This is a genomic window from Bacillus sp. Xin1, assembly GCF_013314535.1.
Classification (GTDB): domain Bacteria; phylum Bacillota; class Bacilli; order Bacillales; family Bacillaceae_G; genus Bacillus_A.
This window is the reverse complement of the sequence record NZ_JABUAE010000143.1, coordinates 1-985: the sequence shown is the minus strand read 5'-3', so window position 1 is coordinate 985 and position 985 is coordinate 1. Positions and strand designations below refer to the sequence as shown.

Genomic DNA, 985 nt, shown 5'->3' with positions numbered 1-985 from the left:
GTTCACAAATTTGGCGGCTTTTTTAATTTACCTTTTGTTCATTTTCCATTTCCCATAACTTTTCAAAGAATGGTTGCCCTTTTACAAGGCGTTCACATAACTGTTCGTGTTTCTCTGACCAGCCATATTGCGCTTCTTCATAAAGGCGCTCCCAAACATCTTCAAATTTCATATGTTGAACAGTTCCATATGCGGCTGGATCCCATTCTGTATACCAATAACGGATTTCAGCTGGATTTTTCGTTGTATGTAGTTGATCTAGCGCCATAAAAAGCAATTGTTTTAATTGTCGTTCTTTACGAGTTAAGCCATTCATAATATATGGCGATGGCGACAAAATATGATGTTCCTTTTTTGATTCTTCCATTTGAAACTCATACTTTTCTGCTTGGACATTTTCCACCATCTCATATACCATCTGCTCTTGACGTGGAATAAGCCTGCTTTTTCGAATCGGTACATTGTAGCCAATTGAATCCACTGCAATAATTCCTTTTCCATCTGTGACAACAAAACAATATTCCTGTTGCAAACGCTCGTGATTTTTACGAATATACGCCTTATGATGTACGTCTTCCAATAGTTTTTGCGGAAGTTCCAATAATTCGTTCTCGATGTAATGATATAATGTGGAATCTACTTTTAATAATGGCACTTGATCTAATAATTCGATCGTATCATCCTTCCGCCATTCGTAAAAATGACAAACGTTATACCCATTTTCTTCACCTTCAAACCAATTTACCCATACATCATGCAGATATAACATTTTCTACCCCTCACTTCACTACTGTTTGTACATCTCATTATGTTCATTTTTTGTAATTTTTATTCCATGAAAGGAAATATATTCTATGCATATATTCATTTTTATTTTCCGACACATAAGTAGTGGCTATTCTAACAAAATAAACTAGCGAACAAGAAGGTAAATGAAATTTTATCAGCGATTTTTCAAATATATCGACCGTTTCTCACAATATAT

Annotated in this window: 1 protein-coding gene; it reads right to left on the bottom strand. The window is 34.7% G+C overall.

Going from position 1 to position 985, the window contains the following annotated elements; genetic code table 11:
• Positions 1 to 22: 22 nt before the first annotated feature.
• A complete protein-coding gene (locus tag HRG09_RS28135) occupies positions 23 to 769 on the bottom strand; it encodes a YjbA family protein (RefSeq protein WP_174104076.1) in 747 nt (248 codons plus the stop codon).
• Positions 770 to 985 lie beyond the last annotated feature (216 nt).

What these genes read in the sequence shown, in the direction of transcription:
- HRG09_RS28135 (WP_174104076.1), bottom strand. Translation starts at nt 769, where the DNA reads ATGTTATATCTGCATGATGTATGGGTAAATTGGTTTGAAGGTGAAGAA.